We start from the raw sequence: 19,094 nt of genomic DNA on the forward strand, positions 1-19,094 counted from the left end.
TGTTTCGCGATCCACCCGGAACAGCACCGGGTGGCCCACTCCACGCCCGGAACCCGCGCCGCTCCCGCTCTGCTGGGCAGCTCTACGAGTCGCATCCGCTCGGGTGGCACGGTTCTGGCAAACCATGCAACCGGAGGCGATATGACCTCCCGCACCGAACTCCTCGCCGGGGAGTACCTGCGCCGCGAGGGCAACGACCCCAAGAAGTTTAAATACTTCTGGCCCGACGGCACGCCCTACAAGGAGAAGGCGGGCATCGACCGCATCGCGAAACTCGCCGTGCCCCCCGCCTACGAGGACGTGTACGTCAGCCCCGACGCCGACGCCGAACTCCAGGCTTTCGGGCGCGACGCCGCCGGACGCCTCCAGTACCGCTACCACCCGGACTTCGTGCAGGCGGGCGCGCTGAAGAAATGGCAGCGCCTCACCCGCTTCGCCGGGGCGCTCGGCACCCTCAAGACCGTCACCGCCGGTGACCTGCGCGCCCAGGGCCTCCCCCCCCGCAAGGTCACGGCCCTCATGACCCGCCTGCTGCACGTCGCCCGCTTCCGCGTCGGCAGCGACATCTACGCCCAGCAGCACAAGACCTACGGCCTCAGCACCCTTCGCCAGCGGCACGTGCAGGTGGGCGGGAACACCGTCACCTTCCACTTCAAGGGCAAGCACGGCATCACGCAGCACAAGGCCACCACCGACCGCACCCTCGCCACGAACATCACCCGACTGCTCGACCTCCCCGGCCCCTGGCTGTTCCAGACCGTGGACGAAGGCGGCGCGCGCCGACGCGTGCGCAGCGGCGAACTCAACGCCTACCTCAAGGAAGTCATCGGCCCCTTCACCGCCAAGGACTTCCGCACCTGGGGCGGCACCCTCCTCGCCGCCGAATACCTCGCCGAAGCAGGCGTCGCCGACACCGAAAAACAGGCCCGGCAGACCCTCGTCGACTGCGTCAAATACGTCGCCGCCGACCTCGGCAACACGCCCGCCGTCACCCGCAGCTCCTACATCTGCCCCGTCATCTTCGACCGCTACCTCGAAGGCAAGATCCTCGACGACTACGAACCCCGCGCCACGAAGGGCGAGAGCGACCTCGACGGCCTGACCCGCAGCGAAGCTGCTCTCAAGCGGCTGCTGGAAAGCGAGAAGACCCTCAGGACACGGCGGAAGAAAGCGGCGTAGGGGAGACACCTCACCCCGGCCCTCTCCACAGGGGAGAGAACCGCCGACGCACGGAGGCGGGGACCCTCAGCTGAGCTCCTTGCGCATGTTGATGTTGGTGGCGTGGTACCCGAGTTTCTCGTACAGGGCGCGCGCGGCTGCGTTGTGCCCGAAGACGTGCAGGCCGATGCGGGTGGCGCCACGCGCGGCGGCGTCGGCTTCGAGGAGGGTGAAGGCCTGCGTGGCGTACCCGCGCCGCCGGTAGGCTTCAAAGACCTCGACCTCGTAGATGAAGGCGGTGGTGGCGTGGGCGGTGCGCTGGAGGGCGTACCAGAGCACGCCGACGTCCGCGTCCTCGTACGGGTCGTGCAGGGTGTACAAGACGTTGTCGGGCGTGTCCGGCCCCTGGGGGAGCAACTCCTGGAATTCGCGTTCGCTGCGCGCCTGGGCCTCCTCGGGGCTCCACTGGCCGCTCCTGACCTTCTCGGCGGCGTACTCGGGAACGGCGCGGGCCAGGAAGCGGGTGAAGGCGCCGGCGTCCATCGGTCTGAGGTGCAGCATGAGGGCAGTGTAGGTGGGCGCGGCGGGGCGGGCGATACGCGTTTCAGCGCATGCGGGGCCGGGCCCGGGCGGGTACGGTGGCGGGGATGACGGACGCGCCCCCACCCATGCATGATTCGGAGGTGCGGGTCGACGCCGCGCTCGTGAAGCGCCTGCTGGCCGGGCAGTGCCCGCAGTGGGCAGGGCTGCCCGCGACCCTTCTGCGGCACTCCGGGACGGACAACGCGGTGGTGCGGCTGGGGGAGAGGCTGGTGGCCCGCCTGGCCCGGATCGGGTGGGCGGCGACGGACGTGGCGAAGGAGGCCCGCTGGTTGCCGCTGCTCGCGCCGGGCCTGCCGCTGCGCGTGCCGGAGGTGCTGTTCACGGGCGTTCCGGACGCCGGGTACCCGTTCGGGTGGGGTGTGTACGGCTGGCTGCCGGGCGTGGACGCGGCGGTGGGGACCGTACGGGACGAGGCGGAACTGGCGCGGGATCTGGCGGCCTTCGTCCGGGCGCTACAGGCGACGCCGCTCCCGCCTGGGCAGGGGCCGGTGGGGTCGCGTGGCGTGCCGCTGGCGGAGCGGGACGCGGCGACCCGGGCCGCCATTCGCGCGTGCGCGGAGCTGGGGTTCCTGAACGAGGGGGCGGCGCTGGCCGTGTGGGAGGACGCCCTGAACGCCGCGCCGCACGCGGGGCCGCCCGCATGGCTGCACGCGGACCTGAAGCCCGGCAATCTCCTGTCCGGCGGCGGGCGGCTGAGTGCCGTGATCGACTGGGGCGGCCTGACCCTGGGCGACCCGGCGGTGGACCTCCAGCCCGCCTGGAACCTGCTGGGTCCGGTGGGCCGCGCGGCCTTCCGGGAGGCGCTGGGCGTGGAGGACGCCGCCTGGGCGCGCGGGCGGGGCTGGGCGCTGAGCGTGTCCGTGATCGCGCTGCCGTACTACCGGGACAGCAACCCGGGGCTGGCCGGGGTGTGCCGGGACACCCTGCGCGCCCTGCTGCCGGGCTGAGGCGCGGGACTGCGCGCCCGCTTCCGGTGCGTCCCGGGCCGCGCGCCCTATGATGCGGCTCATGACGAAGCGGCCCGCCGTGGGGGACAAGCAGGACAAGGGCAGTGACGTGCAGGCGATGTTCGCCAGCATCGCGCCCCGTTACGACCTTCTCAACCGCGTGCTGAGCCTCGGGGTGGACAGGGGGTGGCGCCGGGCGGCGGCGCACGAGGCGCTGGCGCTCAGGCCCGCGCGGGTGCTGGACGTGGCGACGGGCACGGCGGATTTCGCGCTGGAACTCAAGACCCGCGCCCCAGAGGCCCAGGTGATCGGCAGTGACTTCGTGCCGCAGATGCTCGCCATCGGCCGCGAGAAGGCCGCCGCGCGGCACATCGACATCCGCCTGGAGGAGGGGGACGCGCTGAACCTGCCGTATCCGGACGGGAGTTTCGACTCGATCACCTGCGCGTTCGGGTTCCGGAACTTCGCGGATTACGCGCGGGGCCTCGCGGAGTTCTGGCGGGTGCTCGCGCCGGGCGGGCGGGCCGTGATCCTGGAGTTCCCCCCACCCCGCCCGGGGCTGCTGGGCAGCCTGTTCCGGGTGTACTTCCAGCATGTGCTGCCGCGCATCGGCGGGCTGATCAGCGGGAACGCCTCGGCGTACACGTACCTGCCCGAGAGCGTGCTGGCCTTCCCCGAGCCGGAACGGCTGGCACAGCTCATGCGCGCCACCGGCTTCCGCACCCGCTACCGCCTGCTGACCTTCGGCATCGCCGCGATCCACGTGGGGGACAAGCTGCCCTGACCGGCAGGTCACGGCTGGTGCGCCCCGCCAGTCGCCATGCTGGCGGGGGCACAGGTCGGGAGGCCCGCAGCGTAGAGAAAAGCACCTGGGGCGGGGGCCGCAGGTGCGCTTGACGTGGGGGGCCGTGAGGTGGGGCTCAGTTCAGGGTCTTGATGTACGCCTGGAGGTCCGCGATCTGCGTGTCGCTGATCTGCGCCTCGCCGAAGCGGGGCATGGTGGCGGACAGTTCCCGGTCGGGGGTCTTGCCTTCCCGCAGGGTGGTGGTGAACTGCGCCAGCGTCCAGCTCTTGGGGCCGTCGGCGGTCACGAGACTCGGCCCGATCTGACCCTGGCCGTTCGCGCCGTGGCAGCCCGCGCAGTTCCCGGCGAACACGGTCTGCCCGGCCTGGGCGTCCCCGGCGGCCTCGGTGTCGCCCGCCGCGCTGTCCGAGGTGCCGCCAGCGGCCGCTTCACCTGCGGCGCTGCTGGCGCCCTCACCGGCCGCCATGTCCCCCGAGGACGCCTCGCCCGAGGTGCTCGTGCCGTCGCTGCCCGCACTGTCGCCGCTCGCCATGCTGCCCGACTCGCTGCCAGTCCCTGACGCGCTGCTGGCGCCCGAGGCGCTGCCCTCGCTCTTGCCGGCGTCGGCGGGCCCGTTCTCGTTGGTGTTGGCCGGGGCGGTGCTGGCGGGGGTCGCCTCGGCGGGTTTACCCATCAGCCGGGGCGTGGCGATCAGCACGCCCACGCCCAGGATGACGCCCAGCGTGACCCCCAGGCCCCAGGAGGCGGCGCTGCCCCGCACCCACTGCGTCCGGCGCGTGACCGGAGTCTCGTCCTGCTGCGGTGCGGGACGCTGGGAGGCGCGGCTGGCCGGGGTGGAGTGCGGTGCGTTCATGCGCGGAGCATACCGCCCGGTCAGGCGGACAGCTGCCCCCCGTCTCATGAGCGATCCTTCATGCAGTGCTGAGTGTCACAGCAGCGGCGCAGGCGGCGCGGCGCGCTCCTCGTCCGGCCACCACTGCACGCGGCTCAGGTCGCAGCGGCCGTCCCTGAATGCCACGCCCTCGGCCATCAGCAGGCGTTCCTGCATGTCCCCGAAGCCGACCTTGTGGGTACTGACGCGCCCCTGCGCGTTGATCACCCGCTGCCACGGCAGATCTGATCCGCCGACCAGCGAATTCAGCACGAAGCCCGCCTGCCGCGCCGCGCCGGGATTGCCGGCCAGCAGCGCCAGCTGCCCGTAGGTCATGACGCGGCCCTCGGGAATGCGGGCCACCAGGGCCAGGACGCGCTCACGGAAACCGGGGGTCGGGTCGGTGCTGGTCATGCCGGGGCTGGTCATGAGCGCATTCTGGCAGGCAGGGGCAGGGGGCAGTGCGGCGGGTCAGCGTCTGGCGGCGGTGTGACAGCGGGTCAGTGTTTCGCGGCGGTGCGACAGCGGGTCAGCGTTTGGCGGCGGTGGGTGCGGCCTCGGCCGACGCGCCGTCGGCGGTCACGCCACTGACGAGCGCCTCGCGGATGCCCTGCGCGATGCCCAGCGCCACGCGGTCGAGGTAGTTGCTGTCCTGCAGGTTCTGCCCGTCCACGGGGTGGCTGGTGAAGCCGATCTCGACGAGCGCGGCCGGGATGCGGCTGTTGCGCAGCACGCTCAGGGACTGGCTGTTCTTCAGCCCCTGGTCGAACGCGCCGGTCTGCGAGACCAGGTTGTTCTGGATCAGGGCCGCCAGGGCGCTGCTGCGCGCGTGGTTGGGGTTCCACCAGGTTTCCACGCCGTAGCCGCGCAGGGCGCTGGCGGCGTTCATGGCGTTCACGTGAATGCTGACGAACAGCGCGGTGCCCGGCGTGCCCATCGCGGCGCGCATCTGCAGGTCCGTGTTCTTGACCGGGTGCAGTTCGCGGTCGCTGTCGCGGGTCAGGACGACGTCCACGCCCGCCGCGCTGAGCAGGTCGCGCACGCGCAGCGCGACGTCCAGCGTGACCTGTTTCTCCACGACCGTGCCGACCGCGCCGGGGTCCTTCCCGCCGTGACCGGGGTCGATCACCACGCGGGGTTTCACGAGGCTGGCGCTCAGGGCCAGCAGCCCCGTGCCGCGCGCGGCGAACTGCGGGGCGACCGCCTGCACGGCGCGCTGGCTGCCGGTCAGGGGGGTGCGGTCGGCCAGCGCGGGCGACAGGTCGATGGCCAGGCGGGACAGGTCGCCGCTGGCCGGGGGGAGCAGCTGGGCGCGCCAGCCGCTGCGGTCGGTGGTGCGCCCGGCGGTGCTCAGGGTGACGGTGGCGCCCTGCGCGGTGGGGGCGTAGGTCCAGCCGCGCAGTTCGGGGCTGACCCCTGCGGCCTGCTGGAACGCGGCGCTCACGCCGGTTAGGGTGATGGTCAGGCCGACCGCGCCGGTCGCGATGCGGTAGGAGCTGCCCGGGGGCAGATCGAGCACCACGCGGGTCTGCCCCGGGCTCTTGCCGATGCGTGGCGCGCCCAGCGCGGCGGGGCGGGCGGGGCCGGGCACGCTGCCCTGCAGGGCGCTGGGCTGCGCGGGGTTGCTGCCGTCCAGGGTGGGGGCGGGCAGGGGCACGTTCACGCTGCCGCTGACCTGATCGCCGGGGGGCAGGCTGCCGGGCAGCGGGGCGTTCAGGACGGTCTGCGCGGCGGCGCTGGTGGGGGCGGTGGTGAGGACCTGCCCGCGCACGCTGGTGCCGGCGCCGCCGCTGACGCCCGGTCCGAGTTCCAGGATCAGGACGCGCTTGCCGGTGGCGAGGGTGGCCTCGCTGGCGCGCCAGCCGTCGCTGGGGGCCAGGGGGTAGGGGGTGATCAGGGTGGCCTGCCCGGCCCCAGCGCGGTACTCGCTGACGCTGGCGCCCAGTTTCGCGCTGATGGCCGGCTGCACGCGCGCGCCCTGCACGTCGAGGCGCAGCCCGCCGAAGGTGGGGGTCAGGGCGTACGTGACGCCGGCTGGCAGGTCGAACACGACGCGGGTGACGCTGCCCTGGCTGCTCACGCGCGGGTTGCCGAAGGTGGCGGCGCTGTCTGGTGTGGCCGGAACGCTGGCGGGCGTGACGGCGCCGGAGGTCGTGATGGGCGCGAGGCTGGGCATGCTGATGCCGGGTGCGCCGGGGGTGAAGGGGGTCGCGCCCTGGGCGAGGCTGCCGGTCGCGACCGTGAACAGCAGGCCAGATGAGAGCAGGATGGCTGTTCGCTTCATGTGCCTTTTACTGTACGGGACGGCGGTGAGAACTCCGGGTGCGTCCTCATGGGGGTGTCGTCAGCCAAAAGTGTGACCATGACGGCACTTTCTGGACCTGACTCTCATGAGTCAGTGCGGATGAACCCGTCTTCATGAGGTGACGGCCGTGCTGTGGTCCGGACCAGCGCAGCAGAGACAGATTTGATGGTTTATTTTGCAAAGTATGCTAGAATCCAGGGTATGACTCAGCTCTTCACCCCCTCCGCCCCGGATCGGCTGCGCGTGGACATCTGGTCCGACGTCGCCTGCCCCTGGTGCTACATCGGCAAACGCCGCTTCGAACAGGCCCTCGCCGGATTTGATCACCGCGACAAGGTCGAGGTGGTCTGGCACGCCTTCGAGCTCGACCCCAGCGCGCCCGCCGAGCACCCCCTGAGCATGCGGGACGCCCTGGCGCAGAAGTACGGCCGCACCCCCAGCGACGCGCAGGGCATGATGGATCACGTCACCCGCACGGCCGCCGGCGAGGGCCTGGAGTACCACTTCGGGCGCGCCCGCCTGGGCAGCACCTTCCAGGCACACCAGCTCATCCACCACGCCGCGCAGCACGGCAGGCAGGACGCCATGAAGGAACGCCTGCTGCGCGCCTACATGAGTGACGGCGAGCTCGTCAGCGACCTCGACACCCTGGTGCGCCTCGCGCAGGAGGTCGGCCTGGACGGCACCGAGGCCCGCGCGGCCCTGCTCGACGGCCGCCACGCCCACGCCGTGCGGCAGGATGAGGCGCAGGCGCAGGCGCTGGGCATCAGCGGCGTGCCGTTCTTCGTGCTGGGCGGCAAGTACGGCGTCAGCGGCGCGCAGGACCCCCAGACCCTGCTGGGCGCGCTGAATCAGGTGTGGGAGGAAACCCACCCCGCGCCCCTCCAGATGCTCGGCACCGAGACCCCCGCCGACGGCTGCGAGGACGGCCAGTGCGCCGTGCCCGAACGCGCCTGACCGGAACCCGACACGCACGGAGCACGCCCCCGGCCAGTCGAGCCGGGGGCGTGCTCCGTGCGGTTCAGGCCGGGTCGGGCGCGAGCTGCCCGCTGGGCGCCGGGCCGTCCTCGGGGTCGGGGCGCGTGCCCACCTCCAGGGGGGGCAGGGTACCGCCGGCCAGGACGGTCTGCAGCTCCTCGCCGCTGAGGCTCTCGCGGGCCACGAGTTCGTCGGTCAGGCGGTGCAGGATGTGCGCGTGCTCAGTCAGCAGGGCCAGCGCCCGCTCGAACTGCCCGTTCAGGATGCGGCTCACCTCCGCGTCGATCTGCTCGGCGGTGTGGTCGCTGTACACGCCCTGCTGCGGCCCGAAGCCCAGGTAACTGTCGCTCTCCTGCGCCAGGGCCAGCTGCCCCACCTCGCTCATGCCCCACTCGGTCACCATGCGCCGCGCCAGTCCGGTCGCCTGCTGGAAATCGTTCGCGGCGCCGGTCGTGACCTGCCCGGTCGCCACCTGCTCGGCGGCGTGCCCGGCCAGCGCCACGCAGATGCGGTCCAGCAGCGCCGCCCGGGTGTAGTGCATGCGGTCCTCCGGGGTGTACAGCGCGCTTCCCAGGCTCCGGCCGCGCGGCACGACTGTCAGCTTGTGCGCCTTGTCCGCGTGCGGGAGGAGCTGGGCGGCGAGGGCGTGGCCGACCTCGTGGTAGGCGGTGACCTTGCGGTCGGCCTCACGCACGACCATGCTGCGCCGCTCCGGGCCCATCAGCACCCGGTCCCGCGCCTCGTCCACGTCCCGCCCCGTGATCCGTGTACGCCCCGAGCGCGCCGCCAGCAGCGCCGCCTCGTTCAGCAGGTTCTCCAGGTCCGCCCCTACCATCCCCGCCGTGCGCCGCGCGATCACGCCCAGGTCCACACTGGGGTCCAGCGGTTTCTTGCGCGCGTGGATGCGCAGGATCATCTCGCGGCCCCGCACGTCCGGGGCGTCCACCACGACCTGCCGGTCGAAGCGGCCCGGGCGCAGCAGGGCGGCGTCGAGGACGTCGGGGCGGTTGGTGGCGGCCAGGATGATGACCTCCTGGCCGGAAGAGAAGCCGTCCATCTCGACGAGGAGCTGGTTGAGGGTCTGTTCGCGTTCGTCGTTGCCGCCCTGCATGTTGACGCCGCGTTTGCGGCCGACGGCGTCGATCTCGTCGATGAAGACGATGCAGGGAGCGTTCTTGCGGGCCTGCTCGAAGAGGTCGCGGACCCTCGCGGCACCGACGCCGACGAACATCTCGACGAAGTCGCTGCCGGAGATGCTGAAGTAGGGGACGCGGGCTTCACCGGCGACGGCCTTGGCGAGGAGGGTCTTGCCGGAGCCGGGGGGGCCGACGAGGAGGACACCGTGGGGGATGCGGGCGCCGAGCTGGTGGTAGCGGTCGGGGTGGCGGAGGAAGTCGACGACTTCCTGGAGGTCGGCTTTGGCCTCGTCGCAGCCGGCGACGTCGCCGAAGGTGAGTTTGATCTGGCCTTCGCTGATCACTGCCGCCCGCGACCGCCCGAAATTGCTCGCCGCGTCCGTGCCGCCGCCCTGACGGCTGCGCAGCAGCAGCACGATCAGGCCTACGATCAGCGCCAGGGTCAGCAGCAGGCTCAGGGCGCCCAGCACGCTCAGCCGGGGCGGCGCACCGTACGACACGTTCACCCCTCTGGCCTGCAACGCCGCCAGGTTCAGCAGCGGGTCGGCGGTCAGGGTGCGCGTGCGGTACGGCCCGCTGTCCAGCGCGCCCGTCACGACCGCCGTGCCGTTCTGGTACGTGATCGTGGCCGTTTTCACCTGCCCGCCGTTCAGGGCGCGTGCGAACGCCGTCACGTCCAGGTCGCCGCTCTGCGGGCGCGGCCACAGCACCCACGCCAGCAGCAGCGCCAGCACCGCTCCCCCAGCCACCCACAGCCAAGTCCCGCGCTTCATGCCCCAGTCTATGCCCCCGCTCGCCCCGCCAACTGCAACGCAGCCCGACATCCCGCCTGCCGCACCCCGGACCGGGGGGCACACTTCATGCAGCGCTGAGAGACGGTCACCCGGGGCAGACGTCCGTCAGGTTCACGGGGCATACTCTACCGGTGCTGTCCGCCCGCCCCCCCCACCACCCCCGCGCCCGCCGCGCCCGTTTCCGAACGGCGCTGCTCACCAGCCTGAGCCTGCTCACGCCGCCCCTGACGGGCGGCGCGTCACTGGCCCTGCTGGGCGCCGGCGCCGCGCACGCCGCGCAACCCGGCCTCGGCTCCGTGCAGCTGACCTTCACGCTCGACGACGCCGACCTGTACGTCAACGGCGCGCCGCAACGCTGGCTGAGCCCGCCGCGCAACATCGGCGGGCGCACCATGCTGCCCCTGCGAGAGACGGCCGCGCTGCTCGGCCAGCCCATCCAGGCCAGCGGCACCCAGGTGCAGCTCGCGCGGCTGAGCCTCGACACCCGCAAGAACACGGCGGCCCTGAACGGCGCCGCGCAGCCCGCCGGGACGGTCGCCAGCGTGGGGCCCATCACGTACGTCAGCGCCCGCACCCTCGCCGACGCCCTGAACGCCAACCTGACCGGCGACGACACCGGACGCGGCTTCACCCTGACCGCCCTGCGCGACGGCGGCAACCCCATGAGCCCCCAGGCGCGCTTCAGCACCGACAAGAACATCTACGCGCCCGGCGAGCGCGTCGTGTACACCGAGTACCCCTTCGACCCGGACGGCGCGGACATCACCGCCCGCCGCTGGACCGGGCGGCAGGACGTGTACTTCCAGCCCGGCACGTACACCGTGACCCTGACCGTCACGAACAGCCGCGGCCTGCAGAGCCAGCCCTTCACCCGGACCATCCGCGTGGAGGGCCAGCCGGTCGACACGCCCCTGACGTACGCCCTGAAGTACGCCCAGCCCGGCGACGCCTTCCCGGACCCGCAGATCCTCACCTACCCCGCCGCGCTGATCAGCCCGCAGGCCAGCCCCAGCTACCCGCTGCTGTTCAGTGACAGCCCCGAAGTGCCCGACCAGAGCGGCATCCTGTATCAGGACAGCGTCACGGGCCGCGCCCGCCTGCTCGGGTATCACCTGAACGGCCTGGGCCGGGCCGCGCGGCTGTACGTCATCGCCCGCAACCTCGAGAGCCGCCCGGTCGAGGTGCGCAGCGAACGCCTCGGCGAGACCGCCCCCACCCGCATCGAGAGCATCCTGGGGCAGGTGACGCTGCTGGAGTACTTCGCGTCCACCGGCGGCACCACCCTGACCCTCTCGCCCGGGCAGTCGGCCGCCGTGTACGCCAGCCCCACCCTGGGCGTGGGCAGCGGCGTGAACGTCATGCAGGATCTCAGCTCGTCCGGCAAGGTCGAACTGACCTACGTGATGCTCGAAGACAGCCTGCCGCCCACCCCGCAGGTCATCCAGCAGCTCCCGTACCTGCGCCCCGACGGTCGGCACGTGCGCGGCACCTTCCCGGACGCCGTGCGGACCCTGCGCGTCACGCTGGGCGCCCTGCCCACCAGATTGATCATCGGGGACGGCCGCGTGGACCCCGCCGTGACCGGCACCGACGCCCTGACCGGCCAGACCGTGCGCCTGAGCGGCAACTACGGCGTGCTGTACGACCTGGAAGTCAACGGCGCCGCCGGGACCGCCGTGGCCCTCAGCCCGCGCGGGGGCCTGTACCGGGGCGCCATGAACATCCAGGACGGCCCGATCACGCAGACCATCAAACTGCCGCGCACCGGCAACGCCCTGAAACCCGACGAGCCGGTGCTTCTGTGGCGCGCCCAGAGCGACCGCCTGAACATCGACTTCGTGCCCAGCAGCGGCAGCAACCTGCCCATCAGCCTCGTGTTCTACCGCACGGGCCGCGTGGGCGCCGAGGGCGGCGTCATCAAGACCTACCGCCCCTGAGGGAATCCAACGGGGGAGAGGGGCGCTCTGCGGAACACTGCGGCGCCCCTCCCGGCTGTCATGTCGGGTGCGCGGTCAGCCAGTCCAGCACGTCCTGCGCGCTGCGGTCCGGCGGGAACACCGGGTAGAGGACGTGCTCGATCACGCCGTCGCGCACGATCAGCGTCACGCGCCGGAGCAGCGTCTCGCCGCCCGCCTGGAAGGTCGGCAGCCCCAGTTCCTGGCGGACCGCGCCCGCCGCGTCGGACAGCAGCGCGAACGGCAGGTGCAGCCGCGCCGCCGCCGCCCGCTGGTACGCGGTGTCCTGCACACTCAGGCCGAACACCCGCGCGCCCGCCGCGCGCAGCTCCGCGTGATGATCCCGGAACGCGCACGACTGCGGCGTGCAGCCCCGCGCCCCCGGAATCACGTCCTAGTCCTCCGGCATGGCCTGATCCGGCCGCGCCGTCTTCGGGTACGCGTAGACCACCGTCCGCCCCGGCAGGACCGACACGTCATGGGCCGCGCCGTCCGTGCCGGGCAGCGCGTGCGCGGGCCAGCGCCGGCCGGGCAGGTGGGCGCACGCGCCGTCGTCGGTGGGCACGGGCAGGTGGGCCGGAAGGACGTGCGGGTCGGTCATGCCCGGCAGGATAGGGAAAACGCCACCCCCGGTCAGCGGGGGCGGCGCTCAGTGGTCAGGGTTCAGGCGCCGACGAGCGCTTGTTCCCAGCCGAAGACGGCCTTGTCGTCCACGGCGAGGCTCTCGTTGCCGGCCTTGATGGTCGCGGCGAGGGCCTTGGTCTCGGGGAACAGCTTGGCGAAGTAGAACTTGGCGGTCTGCACCTTGCTGAGGTAGAAGCCGTCCTTGTCCTGCCCGGCGTCGATCCTGTCCTGGGCGACCTTGGCCATGCGGGCCCACAGGTAGCCGTACACGACGTGCCCGAAGTAGCGCAGGTAGTCCACGGCGGCGGCGTTGACCTCGTCGGCCCCGCCCTCCTGCATGGCCTTCTGGCCGATGACCATGGTGAGAGAACCGAGCTGCTGCGCGGCCTTGCCGAGCTGGTTGACGTAGTCGCCGATGTGCTCGTCGCCCTCATGCTCCTCGGCGAATTCCTGGAGGGTCGCGGCGAGCTTCTGGAGTTTCTTGCCGCCGTCCATCAGGACCTTGCGGCCCAGCAGGTCGAGCGCCTGGATGCCGTTGGTGCCTTCGTAGATCTGGCCGATGCGGGCGTCACGGACGAACTGCTCCATGCCCCACTCCTTGATGAAGCCGTGGCCGCCGTACACCTGCTGGCTCTGCACGGCGATGTTGAAGCCGTTGTCGGTCATGAAGGCCTTGGCGATGGGGGTGAGCAGCGCGACCAGATCGGCGGCTTCCTTGCGGGCCGTCTCGTCGGTGTGGTGGTGTTCCACGTCGAGGCTCAGGGCCAGCCACATCGCCAGGGCGCGTCCGGCCTCGGTGTAGGCCTTGCCGGTCAGGAGCATGCGGCGCACGTCGGGGTGCACGATGATCGGGTCGGCCTGCTCGCCCGGGTTCACGCGGGGCTCGTGGCGCATCTGGGTGCGGTCCTTGGCGTAGGTCAGGGCGTTCTGGTACGCGACTTCCCCGAGGCCCAGGCCCTGCAGGCCGGTGCCGAGGCGGGCGGCGTTCATCATGATGAACATGTGGTTCATGCCCTTGTTGATCTCGCCGACCAGCCAGCCCCGGGCGCCGTCGAAGTTCAGCACGGCGGTGGCGTTGCCGTTGATACCCATCTTGTGTTCCAGGCTGCCGCAGATCACGCCGTTGCGCTCGCCGGGCTTGCCGTCGGCGGTGGGGATGTACTTGGGCACGAGGAACAGAGAAATGCCCTTGGTGCCCTGGGGGCTGCCGTCCAGGCGGGCCAGTACGAGGTGCAGGATGTTGTCGGCCATGTCGTGCTCGCCGGCGCTGATGAAGATCTTCGTGCCGGTGATGGCGTAGGTGCCGTCGCCGTTGTCGCTGGCCTTCGTGCGGATGATGCCCAGGTCGGTCCCGGCGTGCGGTTCGGTGAGGCACATGGTGCCGGTCCACTCGCCGGACACCAGCTTGGGCAGGTACAGGTCCTTGAGTTCCTGGCTGCCGACGGCGTGCAGGGCGCTGTACGCGCCGTGCGAGAGGCCGGGGTACATGCTCCAGGCGACGTTGGCGCTGTTCATCATCTCGACGAGCACGTTGCTGATCAGGTGGGGCATGCCCTGGCCGCCGTAGGTCGGGTCGGCGTCGAGCGCGGGCCAGCCGGCGTCGCGGTATTTCTTGTACGCCGCCTTGAAGCCGGTGGGGGTGGTGACCTCGCCGTCGTCGTGGCGCACGCAGCCCTCGCGGTCACCGACGACGTTCAGGGGCACCAGTTCGGTTTCCACGAAGCGGGCGGCCTCGTCGAGGACCTGTTCCAGGAGGTCCTGGTCGGCGGTCTCGTTCTGGGCGTAGTAGGGCATCCGGCCGAGCTGCTCGGGCGCGCCGAGAAGTTCGTTCATCAGGAACTTGATGTCGCGCAGGGGGGCCTTGTAGGTGGGCATTCTGTGTCCTCCTTGGTGGGGTTCGTCCGCTGGTGGACACAACCCGGCACTGTTAGTTGAACCGAGTATAAAACTTTTGTGGGGGAATGTCATGTGGGGCAGATTGCGATTTCCGGACGGCGGAGGCTTCGGGCGCCTGCCACGCGGCCCGGCGGCGGCTTTTCAGGTATGGTGTGAAGAATCATGAACTACCCAAGCCTGGTCTGGCACCTCAAGCGAACGGAGCTCTTCGCCGACCTTGAACTTGCCGAACTGGAACGGGTGGCGGCCAGTACCCCCTACCGCTCCTATCAGCCCGGCGAGGTCATCTACCGTATGGACGACCCCGCCGACGCCCTGTACTTCGTGCGCAGCGGCCTCGTCAAGATCAGCAAACTCTTCCCGAACGGCAAGGAAGCCATCCTGGGGGTCATCGGCCAGCACGACACCTTCGGCGAACTGCTGCTGCAACCCGAGGAACGCCGCCCCACCCAGGCCGAGGCCCTGGAGCGCACCACCCTGATCGTCCTGCCCCGCGCGGAACTCCAGAAACTCCTAGCCACCAAGCCCGAACTGGCCATGAAGCTCATCCGCCTGATGGCCGCCCGGCTGTTCGAGGCGCAGGCCTGGACGGCCACGGTCAGCGCCTACAGCGCCCCGGAGCGTGTCGCCAGCCTGCTCTACCGCCTCGCGCGGGAATTCGGCCGCCCGCACAACCAGGGCGTCGAACTGAACCTGAAACTGAACCAGGAAGACATCGCCCGCATGGTCGGCGCCACCCGCGAGACCGTCAGCCACAGCCTGGGCAAACTGAAGCAGGAGGGTGCGATCGTCCGCGCCCGCACCCCCATCATCGTGCGCATGGACGCCCTGAAGCAGTACATCGAACAGGGCAACTGAAGTCCTTCAGCCCTGCTGCCGCATCTGCGCCGCCTCCCGGGGCGGCGCGCGCCTATGCTGCGCTATGGCCGTGACCCGCACCCCCCTGATCCGCGCCGCCACGCCCGCCGACGCCCCCGGCATTGCCGCCGTGCACGTCCAGAGCTGGCGTGATACCTACGCCGGGCTGCTGCCCGACGGGTTCCTGGCGCGCATGACCAGCCCCGAGACGCAGGCGCAGCGTGAAGGGTTCTGGCAGGGCAACATCGGGGCCGGGCAGGACGTGGTGCTCGTCGCCGAGGACGCCGGGGAGATCGTGGCCTTCGCGTCGGCCGGGGCGGCGCGCGACCATCCGGGCTTCGACGCGGAACTCTTCACCCTGTACAGCCTGAAAGCCGCGCAGGGCGCAGGCACCGGCCGTGAGCTGCTGCGGCGGGCGGCCCAGGCCCTGCACGCACGCGGTGCGGGCAGCCTCGCCCTGTGGGTGCTCGACACCAACCCCACCCGCCACTGGTACGCCCGCCAGGGCGCCCACGAGTGCGGCGAGAAGCAGGACGGCGCCCTGCGCGAGCTCCGCATGGGCTGGTCAGACCTCGGCGTCCTCGTGGGCACGCCCACGTGACAGGCTCAGACTCATGGCGACCGACCTCAAACCCACCGTCAGCCCGGCCCAGACCCTCGACCTGCTCGACATCCGCCTCGGCCGCGTCCTGAAGGCCGAACCCGCGCCCGGCACCCCCAAACCCGCCTACCGCCTGACGGTCGACTTCGGGAAGTTCGGCACGCGCGTCAGCGTGGGGCGCTTCACCGGGCACACCCCGCAGGAACTGATCGGCGCGCAGGTGCTGGGTGTCCTGAATTTCGAGCCCCGCCCCGTCGGGGACAGCGTGTCCGAGGTGCTGATCCTGGGCGTGCAGCTGCCCGGTGCACCCAGCGGCGACGCCACCCCCCTGGTCCCGCTGCACGCGGCGAAACTGGGCAGCAAGGTCTTCTGAATAAGGTGTGGGGCGGGGGCACAGCGCTGGCTGCCCCTCCACGGCCCAGTGCCCCCGCCTAGCGGCGCAGTTTGCGCGCGGCCTCGTCCGGGGTGATCTCGCCGCGCTCGAGGCTGGCGAGCACCTCGGCCTGCGGGTCGGCCTGCTCGGGTTCGTAGCCGATGGCGCGCAGCAGCGTGTCGAAACGCGCCCGCACCGTGGGGTAGCTGATGCCCAGGACCCGCTCGACCTCCTTCAGGTTGCCGCGCACGCGGATGTACAGGCGCAGGAACTCCAGGTTCTCCGGGGTCAGCACCGCGAACTCGTTCAGTTCGAACACGCCGCGCACTGTCACGCCACTCGTGGGAAAGCGCAGCTCGGTCACCAGCGGGGACTCGGTCTCGTCGGGAAAGGGGAGGGGCAGGGGCCGCATCCTCCCACTGTACGCCCCGCCTGATCAGCGCAGCCGGGTCACGAGGCGCGTCTCCGGGTCCGGCTGGTGTTCCAGGCGCAGGATCGGCGCGTCCGGGTACTCGGCGTACAGGCCCTCGCCCCACTCGATCACGCTGACGCGGCTGCCACTCACGAGTTCCTCCAGGTCCATCTCGAACAGTTCCTGCACGTCCCGCACGCGGTAGGCGTCCACGTGCAGCACCTGCCCGCCCGGCGCGGGGTACACGTTCATCAGCGCGTACGTGGGGCTCGTGACCGGCTCGGTGAAGCCGTGCGCGCCCACCAGTCCCTGCGTGAGACTGGTCTTCCCGGCGCCCAGCTCGCCTTCCAGGAACAGCACGCTCCCGGCCGGGAGCGCCCCGGCCAGCGCCGCACCGAGCGCGTGCTGCTCGCGCAGGCCGCGCAGGACGCGGGACTCGCCGGGGCTCAGGGGCAGGGGAGGGGTGACGCTCATGCGCTCCAGTATCGCGCTGGGCGCCTACTCGCGCCAGATCGCCCAGTGCCTGTCCAGCGCGTCCATCTGCTCGGGCGTGCGGCCGCCCTGACGGATCAGGCTCAGGATCTGCCCGCGGTGGTGGCTGTCGTGCACGATGGTGTGCATCAGGAAGTGCGCCGGGTCGCTCCGGTACGTGCCCTCGCCCCACGGGTCGGCGAAGGGCTCGCCGGACGCGCGGTGCGCCTCCACAGCGGTGATGGCGGCAGCGTCCCCGGCAGCCAGCGCCTCGGGCAGAGCGGTGGCCGGGGCGTTCGCCCAGCGCCACTGCGGGTCGCCGTCGGCGTCCAGCTCGTCGGGGTTCAGCAGGGGCATGGCGTGGTCGCGGCTCATGTTCCACAGCCAGCCCACCCGGAAGCCCGCCATGTGGCGCAGGTGCCGCTCGACGGTCCACCCGCCATGCCCGTCGGTCATGGAAAATTCTTCGGGCGTCAGGGCGGCGATCAGGGTGTCGTTCACGCGGGCGTTGCGGCGGAAGGCGTCGAGCAGCAGGGTCAGGTCAGTCATGGGGTCTCCGGTGAAAGGGGGTGGCGCCACACGGCCCAGGCGTCCTCCAGCTCGTCCAGACGCTCTGGCGGGGTGCCCGCGTGGCGCAGCAGGGTCATGATCTGCCCCCGGTGCCCCGCGTCGTGCACGGTCATGTAGGTCAGGAACAGCGCCGGGCGGGTGTGGAAGGTGCCGGCGCCGTGCGGGTCGGCGAACGGGGTGCCGCTCGCCGCATGCGCCTGCACCGCCTGAATGGCGGCCTCGTCCCCGGCGCGCAGCATGGCGCGGATCAGGGCCGGGTCGGTCGTGTGCCAGCTCCAGGGGTCGGCGCCGCCGGTCAGGGCCAGGGTGGACGCGGCGAACCCGGGCGCCATCTCCAGCAGCCACCCGCCGCGCGACGCGCCCATGTGCGACAGCAGCTGCGCGACAGTCATGCCGCCCCGCCCGTCCGAGAGGATCAGGTCGTCCGGGGTCAGGCGGTCCAGCAGGAAGTCGTTCACGCGGGCGTTCAGCGCGAAGGCCTCCAGCGGCAGGGTCAGGTCGGTCATGGGGTCTCCGGGGGTGTGGGGGTCACGGCAGCTGGCAGCGGATGCGGGTGGCGGGCCGCTGCGGCGCGGGGCGGGCCGGGGGCGGCGTGGGGTTCGGGGGAGCGGCGGGGGTCATGGGTCCTCCGGGGGTGGGTTCACGAAGGGGGCGGCGGCGCGTCCGGTCTCCAGTGCGGGCAGGTAGAACAGCAGGTCCAGCTGCGGCGGCCGGACGCCCTGGGTGCGCAGCAGCGCGGCGATCTGCGCCGCATGCCGCACCTCGTGCAGCAGGATGTGCCAGATCAGGCCGTCCAGCGTGAACTGGCGGTGCCCCTCGGGCCAGTCGTCCAGCGTGACGGTGCGCTCCAGATCGGCTTCCGTCAGGCTGCCGAGGTACGCGCGGGTGTCCGCCTCGACCGCCTGCCAGTACGCGGCGATGGCGTCCAGGCTGAGGGTCGTGCCGGGCCCCGCCGCACCTGTCTGAATGTCCGGGAAGCGGTCCTGCACCATCGGGAGACCCTGGAAGTCCCCGTGGATCCAGCCGTCCTCGACCTCGGCTGTGTGGACCAGCAGGTCCAGAATCGAGTGGAAGCGCTCGCCGCGCAGCAGGGAGAGGCGCAGCACGCCCTCCGGCGTGGCGCGCAGCGTGCCCAGCAGGTCGCGCCGCGCCTGGGTCAGGTGGCCGTACAGCGTGGCGGGGTTCACGCCTCAGCGCTCGTAGAAGGCGGGGGGTTCGATCCCGAGGGCGCGCAGGTAGACGTACCCCTGGGCGCGGTGATGGATGCCGTTGTCCACGGCGTAGATCGCGGCGACCCAGCCGGGCATCTCGCCCCACGGCAGCGCGTGCATGCCGCTGAGGAAGGCGGGATCGGTGCGCGGGCCGTGCTCGGCCAGTTCGGCGCTCACCGCGTCCCAGGCGGCCAGCAGGCTGGCGCGGTCGGTGGGTCCGCTCGCCCAGTCGGGTTCGGGCCACTCGCCGGTCCGCATGGCGGTGACGGTCATGGCGTCCACGAGGTGGATCTCGGTGGCCTGCGCGCCGAAGGGCCGCATGCCGCCCAGGCTGAAGCTGAACAGCTGATCCTCGGGGAAGGCCTCGATGACGCGGCGGGTCAGGGCGCGGTGCCCCTGCCAGTGAGCGGTGAAGTCGGGAATGGACAGGGCGGGCGACAGGGCAGCGGCGGACTCGGCAGCGGGTGCGGTCATGATGGAACCTCCTGGGGTTGAATCTGCCCTCAGCATAATCCGGATTCCCGTC

At 71.6% G+C, this 19,094-nt stretch carries 22 protein-coding genes; 8 read left to right on the forward strand and 14 right to left on the reverse strand.

The genetic code is table 11. The annotated features are described in order from the left end of the window. Window positions 1-141 precede the first annotated feature (141 nt). Window positions 142-1,179, forward strand: a complete 1,038-nt coding sequence (locus tag AUC44_RS00915; protein ID WP_062156984.1) for a DNA topoisomerase IB — start codon at window positions 142-144, stop codon at window positions 1,177-1,179. A 66-nt stretch (window positions 1,180-1,245) separates the two neighbouring features. On the opposite strand, the gene AUC44_RS00920 is transcribed toward AUC44_RS00915, so the two are convergent. After that, window positions 1,246-1,719: a GNAT family N-acetyltransferase gene (locus AUC44_RS00920; RefSeq protein ID WP_062156985.1), complete on the reverse strand. Its 474-nt coding sequence runs from the start codon at window positions 1,717-1,719 to the stop codon at window positions 1,246-1,248. Window positions 1,720-1,805: 86 nt separating this feature from the next. On the opposite strand from AUC44_RS00920, the gene AUC44_RS00925 reads away from it, so the two are divergent. Beyond that, on the forward strand, window positions 1,806-2,708 hold the full coding sequence (locus AUC44_RS00925; protein WP_231724494.1) for an aminoglycoside phosphotransferase family protein: 903 nt from the start codon (window positions 1,806-1,808) through the stop codon (window positions 2,706-2,708). A gap of 61 nt (window positions 2,709-2,769) precedes the next feature. Further along, window positions 2,770-3,492 carry a bifunctional demethylmenaquinone methyltransferase/2-methoxy-6-polyprenyl-1,4-benzoquinol methylase UbiE gene (ubiE, locus tag AUC44_RS00930; protein ID WP_062156986.1) on the forward strand — a complete coding sequence of 241 codons (723 nt, stop codon included), beginning with the start codon at window positions 2,770-2,772 and terminating at the stop codon, window positions 3,490-3,492. 136 nt (window positions 3,493-3,628) lie between these two features. Here ubiE and AUC44_RS00935 read toward each other — a convergent pair whose 3' ends face one another. From AUC44_RS00935 to AUC44_RS00945, 3 genes are all read right to left on the reverse strand, one after another. Further along, a complete protein-coding gene (locus AUC44_RS00935) occupies window positions 3,629-4,366 on the reverse strand; it encodes a c-type cytochrome (protein WP_062156987.1) in 738 nt (245 codons plus the stop codon). 75 nt (window positions 4,367-4,441) lie between these two features. Continuing rightward, window positions 4,442-4,813 (reverse strand): MGMT family protein, encoded by a 372-nt coding sequence (locus AUC44_RS00940; RefSeq protein ID WP_062156988.1) that lies wholly within the window; start codon window positions 4,811-4,813, stop codon window positions 4,442-4,444. Between the two features lie 100 nt (window positions 4,814-4,913). Continuing rightward, window positions 4,914-6,668 (reverse strand): N-acetylmuramoyl-L-alanine amidase family protein, encoded by a 1,755-nt coding sequence (locus tag AUC44_RS00945; RefSeq protein ID WP_062156989.1) that lies wholly within the window; start codon window positions 6,666-6,668, stop codon window positions 4,914-4,916. 222 nt (window positions 6,669-6,890) lie between these two features. Between AUC44_RS00945 and AUC44_RS00950 the strand changes: the two genes are divergently transcribed. Then, on the forward strand, window positions 6,891-7,646 hold the full coding sequence (locus AUC44_RS00950) for a DsbA family oxidoreductase (RefSeq protein WP_062156990.1): 756 nt from the start codon (window positions 6,891-6,893) through the stop codon (window positions 7,644-7,646). A gap of 64 nt (window positions 7,647-7,710) precedes the next feature. Here AUC44_RS00950 and ftsH read toward each other — a convergent pair whose 3' ends face one another. Continuing rightward, entirely contained in the window at window positions 7,711-9,576 is a 1,866-nt protein-coding gene (ftsH, locus tag AUC44_RS00955; protein ID WP_062156991.1) for an ATP-dependent zinc metalloprotease FtsH, read from the reverse strand. 152 nt (window positions 9,577-9,728) lie between these two features. Here ftsH and AUC44_RS00960 point away from each other — a divergent pair, with 152 nt between their 5' ends. Beyond that, window positions 9,729-11,534 carry a stalk domain-containing protein gene (locus tag AUC44_RS00960; RefSeq protein WP_417926355.1) on the forward strand — a complete coding sequence of 602 codons (1,806 nt, stop codon included), beginning with the start codon at window positions 9,729-9,731 and terminating at the stop codon, window positions 11,532-11,534. 58 nt (window positions 11,535-11,592) lie between these two features. Here AUC44_RS00960 and AUC44_RS16725 read toward each other — a convergent pair whose 3' ends face one another. The 3 genes from AUC44_RS16725 to AUC44_RS00970 form a co-directional block, all read right to left on the reverse strand. After that, on the reverse strand, window positions 11,593-11,943 hold the full coding sequence (locus AUC44_RS16725; RefSeq protein WP_197408559.1) for a peroxiredoxin: 351 nt from the start codon (window positions 11,941-11,943) through the stop codon (window positions 11,593-11,595). Between the two features lie 3 nt (window positions 11,944-11,946). Beyond that, window positions 11,947-12,153, reverse strand: a complete 207-nt coding sequence (locus AUC44_RS16730; protein ID WP_197408560.1) for a hypothetical protein — start codon at window positions 12,151-12,153, stop codon at window positions 11,947-11,949. A gap of 62 nt (window positions 12,154-12,215) precedes the next feature. Continuing rightward, complete coding sequence (locus AUC44_RS00970) at window positions 12,216-14,051, reverse strand: acyl-CoA dehydrogenase C-terminal domain-containing protein (protein ID WP_062156992.1); 1,836 nt, start codon at window positions 14,049-14,051, stop codon at window positions 12,216-12,218. A 183-nt stretch (window positions 14,052-14,234) separates the two neighbouring features. Between AUC44_RS00970 and AUC44_RS00975 the strand changes: the two genes are divergently transcribed. The 3 genes from AUC44_RS00975 (at window position 14,235) to AUC44_RS00985 (ending at window position 15,904) form a co-directional block, all read left to right on the forward strand. Continuing rightward, window positions 14,235-14,930, forward strand: a complete 696-nt coding sequence (locus AUC44_RS00975; RefSeq protein ID WP_062156993.1) for a Crp/Fnr family transcriptional regulator — start codon at window positions 14,235-14,237, stop codon at window positions 14,928-14,930. Between the two features lie 70 nt (window positions 14,931-15,000). Further along, window positions 15,001-15,531, forward strand: coding sequence for a GNAT family N-acetyltransferase (locus AUC44_RS00980; protein ID WP_417926356.1), 531 nt, complete (start codon window positions 15,001-15,003; stop codon window positions 15,529-15,531). A 13-nt stretch (window positions 15,532-15,544) separates the two neighbouring features. After that, the gene (locus tag AUC44_RS00985) at window positions 15,545-15,904 is read left to right on the forward strand and encodes a tRNA-binding protein (protein WP_062156995.1); all 360 of its coding nucleotides are present in this window, start codon (window positions 15,545-15,547) and stop codon (window positions 15,902-15,904) included. A 58-nt stretch (window positions 15,905-15,962) separates the two neighbouring features. On the opposite strand, the gene AUC44_RS00990 is transcribed toward AUC44_RS00985, so the two are convergent. The 6 genes from AUC44_RS00990 to AUC44_RS01015 all read right to left on the reverse strand — a co-directional run bounded on the left by AUC44_RS00990 (window position 15,963) and on the right by AUC44_RS01015 (window position 19,042). Beyond that, window positions 15,963-16,316, reverse strand: a complete 354-nt coding sequence (locus tag AUC44_RS00990) for a DUF2089 domain-containing protein (protein ID WP_046843876.1) — start codon at window positions 16,314-16,316, stop codon at window positions 15,963-15,965. 24 nt (window positions 16,317-16,340) lie between these two features. After that, window positions 16,341-16,790, reverse strand: a complete 450-nt coding sequence (gene tsaE / locus AUC44_RS00995; RefSeq protein ID WP_062156996.1) for a tRNA (adenosine(37)-N6)-threonylcarbamoyltransferase complex ATPase subunit type 1 TsaE — start codon at window positions 16,788-16,790, stop codon at window positions 16,341-16,343. A 24-nt stretch (window positions 16,791-16,814) separates the two neighbouring features. After that, window positions 16,815-17,336, reverse strand: a complete 522-nt coding sequence (locus AUC44_RS01000) for a DinB family protein (protein ID WP_062156997.1) — start codon at window positions 17,334-17,336, stop codon at window positions 16,815-16,817. Beyond that, window positions 17,333-17,863, reverse strand: a complete 531-nt coding sequence (locus AUC44_RS01005; RefSeq protein ID WP_062156998.1) for a DinB family protein — start codon at window positions 17,861-17,863, stop codon at window positions 17,333-17,335. The genes AUC44_RS01000 and AUC44_RS01005 overlap by 4 nt, the downstream gene beginning before the upstream one ends. Window positions 17,864-17,974: 111 nt before the next feature. After that, a complete protein-coding gene (locus tag AUC44_RS01010; protein WP_062156999.1) occupies window positions 17,975-18,544 on the reverse strand; it encodes a DinB family protein in 570 nt (189 codons plus the stop codon). A 3-nt stretch (window positions 18,545-18,547) separates the two neighbouring features. Then, window positions 18,548-19,042: a DinB family protein gene (locus AUC44_RS01015; RefSeq protein WP_062157000.1), complete on the reverse strand. Its 495-nt coding sequence runs from the start codon at window positions 19,040-19,042 to the stop codon at window positions 18,548-18,550. Window positions 19,043-19,094 lie beyond the last annotated feature (52 nt).

It is taken from the genome of Deinococcus actinosclerus (assembly GCF_001507665.1).
GTDB classification, from domain to species: domain Bacteria; phylum Deinococcota; class Deinococci; order Deinococcales; family Deinococcaceae; genus Deinococcus; species Deinococcus actinosclerus.